The sequence below is a fragment of the Sphingomonas sp. CCH5-D11 genome (genome assembly GCF_001557395.1).
Taxonomy (GTDB): domain Bacteria; phylum Pseudomonadota; class Alphaproteobacteria; order Sphingomonadales; family Sphingomonadaceae; genus Sphingomonas.
The window spans coordinates 1-3,711 of record NZ_LSKH01000337.1 but is presented as its reverse complement, the minus strand read 5'-3'; the positions used below and the strand labels follow the sequence as shown (position 1 = coordinate 3,711).

The following is a 3,711-nucleotide window of genomic DNA, read 5'->3' as shown; positions in this document are numbered from 1 at the left end:
CACATATTCTTTGCAGTCGAGATTTATGTCGAGCGGTTCGCGCGCAGGCGCGGATTTACGGGATGAAGACATCGGTTTTACTCCAGATAATTAAGGTGACTGGATGCCAGGCGCGCTACGGCCCCGGGGCGATGCTCGTTTTCGAACGTCGTTGAGCATCATGATCAGCGGATCCGCTGGCGGCCTGAAGCGGCCTGGCTTGACCAATGGCGACCCATGCGCAGCGAGGATTTGCAGCTTTTCCTCGGGGTCGGCCCGCAGATAGGCTTCCGTGCTCTGGATACTGGCATGCCCAAGCCAGAGCGCCACTTTGCGGATGTCGCCGGTCGCAGCGAGCGTGTGCATCGCGCAGGAATGCCGGAGCACGTGGGGCGTGACCCGCTTGCGCAGCAGCGACGGCTGCTTCTTCGCCGCCGTGGCTACATGCTTGGCGAGCCTGAACGCAAATCCGTCGCGCGTCATCGGCTCGCCATGAGCGTTCAGAAATATCTCCATCGCCTGACATTGCGGGCGAACAGCAAGCCAGGCCCGAAGACTTGCCTGTGTCTCGCGCCAGAGAGGGAGGATGCGTTCGCGCCGCCCCTTGCCGATGATGTGGACCGTTGCGAGCGAGCGTTCCGGAAAGTCTTGCATCTGTAGCGACAACAACTCGGCGACCCGCAGACCGCCAGCGTAGGCGAGGTGCAACATGGCGCGATCCCGGGTGCCCAGGCGAGACTGAGGATCGGGTGCATCGAGCAGCGCGGTGATCTCGTCCCGCGTCAGATAGTCGATCAGGGTCGTGTCGGTCCGCTTTGTCGGCACGGCACGTACACGCAGCGCGAGATCGAGGCAGGCTGGGACGCGATACTCGACGTAACGGAAGAACGCCCGGATCGCCGCAAGCCTGGCATTGCGGGTTCTGGGACTGTTCTTCCTTGCCTCCTCCGAATGGTCGAGAAACGCCATGATCAGCGCGGGATCGAAATCCTCAATCGTCAAGTCGGTGGGGCGCCGCTTCAGGTGGTTGGCTGCGAACCGGACCAGAAGCGCGAAGCAGTTCGCGTAGGTCGTCACCGTATGTGGGCTGACGTTGCGTTCGCGAGGCAGATGTTCGCGCAGGAACGCAGCGAGATGGGTGGCGAGCGCGGTCATGCCGCGTCTCCTCGGAAAAGCTGCTCACCTGCTGCGGCGATGTCACGAAGGAGGACCGGTGTTGCTTCGAGATACCAGTATGTGTTGGCTACATCCGTATGGCCAAGATAGGTGCTGAGCGCTGCTAAGTGATGCCGGATCGCCTCCCGATCGTGCTGGCAGGACTCCAGCGACCGAACGGCGAAGGTGTGCCTCAGGTCGTGGACGCGAATGCCCTTGGTTCCGGTCGGACCGCGGAAACCCAGCTTACGAGCCAATCTGACGAAGACGATGTGAACGACCGTCTGGTGTGGCGCCCGGCCTCTCGTGGTGACGAACAGATCATCGCCGCGGGCGTTCAGCCTTCTGCGAATGCTGAGATACGTATCGAGCGCCTCTCGCGTTGATGGCTGGATCGGCAGGAGGCGTTGCTTGCCAAATTTGCCGTTCCGGATAACGAGGCCGTCGTCGACCACATCATTACACTGGAGTGCGAGCGCCTCGGATATCCGCACGCCGGTCGTCGCCAGCAGGCCGAATAGGTAGTGGTAAGTATGCGGGCTGATCTTGCCTTTGGGCGGAAGATCAAGGGCGGCCTGCATGATCGCTCTGAGTTGTTCGGGCTCGATGATATGTGGTGTCGGGCGGCGTCGCTTCCCTCTTCCGAAGACGCCTGCTGGCGGCACCTGATGCTGCTGATCCTCGGCATGGGCATAGAGGCAGAAGCGGCGGAGGTGGTCGAACCTGTCCCGGGCCACGTTCTGGGAACTGGCCGATCGGCACCAATCGTAGATCCGCTCGACTTTGATGTGCCGATCGCCGAGGTCGTTGGCATAGCTGGCAAAGAGACGGAGCCACCGTTCCTGCGCGTCAAACTTGCGGCCGAAACTGCGATGTAACGCGACATAGCGTTCGATCTGAGCGTTCATCATGCCGCGTCTCCCGGCCAATCCTGAGCGACCTTGAGCAGCATCGGGACGTCGACCTTGGCGTAGATGGCGGTGGTCGCCGGGGAACGGTGGCGCAGGATCGTGCCGACCGATTCAAGGCCGGCGCCGGCGCGCAGCATCCGTGTTGCCAGCGAATGCCGGAAGGCATGGGCACCCGTCGGCACGCCCTCGATGGCGCCCCGATGGAATACACGCGCTACGATGCCTGCGATCTCGGCCGACGAGTTGAACGGCCGGAATGGAGGTTGCACCCGAACGAACAACCGCTCCTCGTCTATCGGTGGGCGGGCCCGCTCGATATAGTCGAGGATCGCATCCCCTACATCCTGGGGCAGCGGCAGGCGATCGGGCCGCCTGCTCTTGCCGCAAACCCTCAGACATCCTTCGTTCCAGTCGATATCCGCTAGACGGAGCTGCCAAATGTCACCGGCTCGCAGGCCGAGCCTGGCAAGTAGAAGGATGATGGCCTTGTCACGAATCTCGACCGCAGTATCGGTTTTGCAGGACGCAATCATCCCCTCGACCGTCGCCTCGTCCATATAACGTGGCAGGGTGCCGAGCCGATAGCGCCTGATGGGCGGAAAGGCATGTTGCAACGCCGCGTCACACTCCCCGCGTGAGACAAGAAAGCGCACATAGCTCCGTATGATGCCGGCGACGGTCGGTGCAGAACCGGGCACCTCGGTGATGCGGTGGCTAACGATTCTTCTGATGGTAGCCGCGTCCAGATCCGATGGAGGACCGAGCAACAAATACCAGCGCTTCACTTCGTCGCTGTAACGACGGATCGTCGCAGCCGAACTGCCGCAATGGGCCTTCAGCCAAGCCTTATAGGCTGTCAGATCCTCGTCTTCATACGGTTGGCTCTCTGCCTGCGGAAGTATCTGCCGGTCGCGCAAAAATCCAAGGAAGCGCCGCGCGCCCTTACTGCGGCGTAACGGACCGTGATGGCCGATCAGCGTTCCGCGCTTGCGGTAAACCGGGCAACGACAGCTGTGGCCAGCATACAAGGCAACATGCTTATCAGTGACATCCTGCCAGCGCAGGCGAGAAACGCGCACCCACGCGGCAAAGTGCGCTGCCTCCGAACGGTAGCTCTTGATGCTCGCCGCGCTGTAATGCTCCTGCACGAGGAATGTCGCGTAATCCGCCAACGCCGTGTCCAGATGATCGATATCATCGGGCACGGCGACCATACCCCGGTCCTCCAGGAAGCGAACAAACCGCCGAACCTTGCTGGTGAACTTCGGACGGTTGGGCTCATGGCGGGAAAAACCCCGACAGCGACACCGATGCTTCTCGAAGCGGCGGACGACAGCGTCATCAACAATCGAGACCGCGATGCCCTGCTGATCGATCCAGTGCAGGAAATGGCGAGCGGCCGTTTTGTAAAGCCCCGCTGCAACTGCCGCAGTCCCCAGAAGAGAAGAGTGGAAGGCGGTGGATAGAGTATCTGGGGTGGGAGTGTCTCCCGTCCAGGGCTTGGGCCGTCCGTATGAAACGACCGTTTTTGGCGACGTCATAGATCCTCCAGCTTGTTGGGGCTGGGGGCACCTTAATTATCTGGAGTAAAATCGATGTCTTCATCCCGTAAATCCGCGCCTGCGTGCGAACCGCTCGACATAAATCTCGACTGCAAAGAATATGT

Annotated in this window: 3 protein-coding genes; all 3 read right to left on the bottom strand. The window is 61.2% G+C overall.

Features of this window, described 5'->3' with window-relative positions:
- Positions 1–90: 90 nt before the first annotated feature.
- From AX702_RS20595 to AX702_RS20585, 3 genes are read right to left on the bottom strand one after another with little or no spacing between them, the layout of a single operon-like run.
- Positions 91–1,134 (bottom strand): tyrosine-type recombinase/integrase, encoded by a 1,044-nt coding sequence (locus tag AX702_RS20595; protein ID WP_051743976.1) that lies wholly within the window; start codon positions 1,132–1,134, stop codon positions 91–93.
- On the bottom strand, positions 1,131–2,045 hold the full coding sequence (locus tag AX702_RS20590) for a tyrosine-type recombinase/integrase (protein WP_066782240.1): 915 nt from the start codon (positions 2,043–2,045) through the stop codon (positions 1,131–1,133). Before AX702_RS20590 ends, AX702_RS20595 begins: the two co-directional genes overlap by 4 nt.
- Positions 2,042–3,586, bottom strand: coding sequence for a tyrosine-type recombinase/integrase (locus AX702_RS20585; protein WP_066782239.1), 1,545 nt, complete (start codon positions 3,584–3,586; stop codon positions 2,042–2,044). Before AX702_RS20585 ends, AX702_RS20590 begins: the two co-directional genes overlap by 4 nt.
- Between the last annotated feature and the right edge of the window lie 125 nt (positions 3,587–3,711).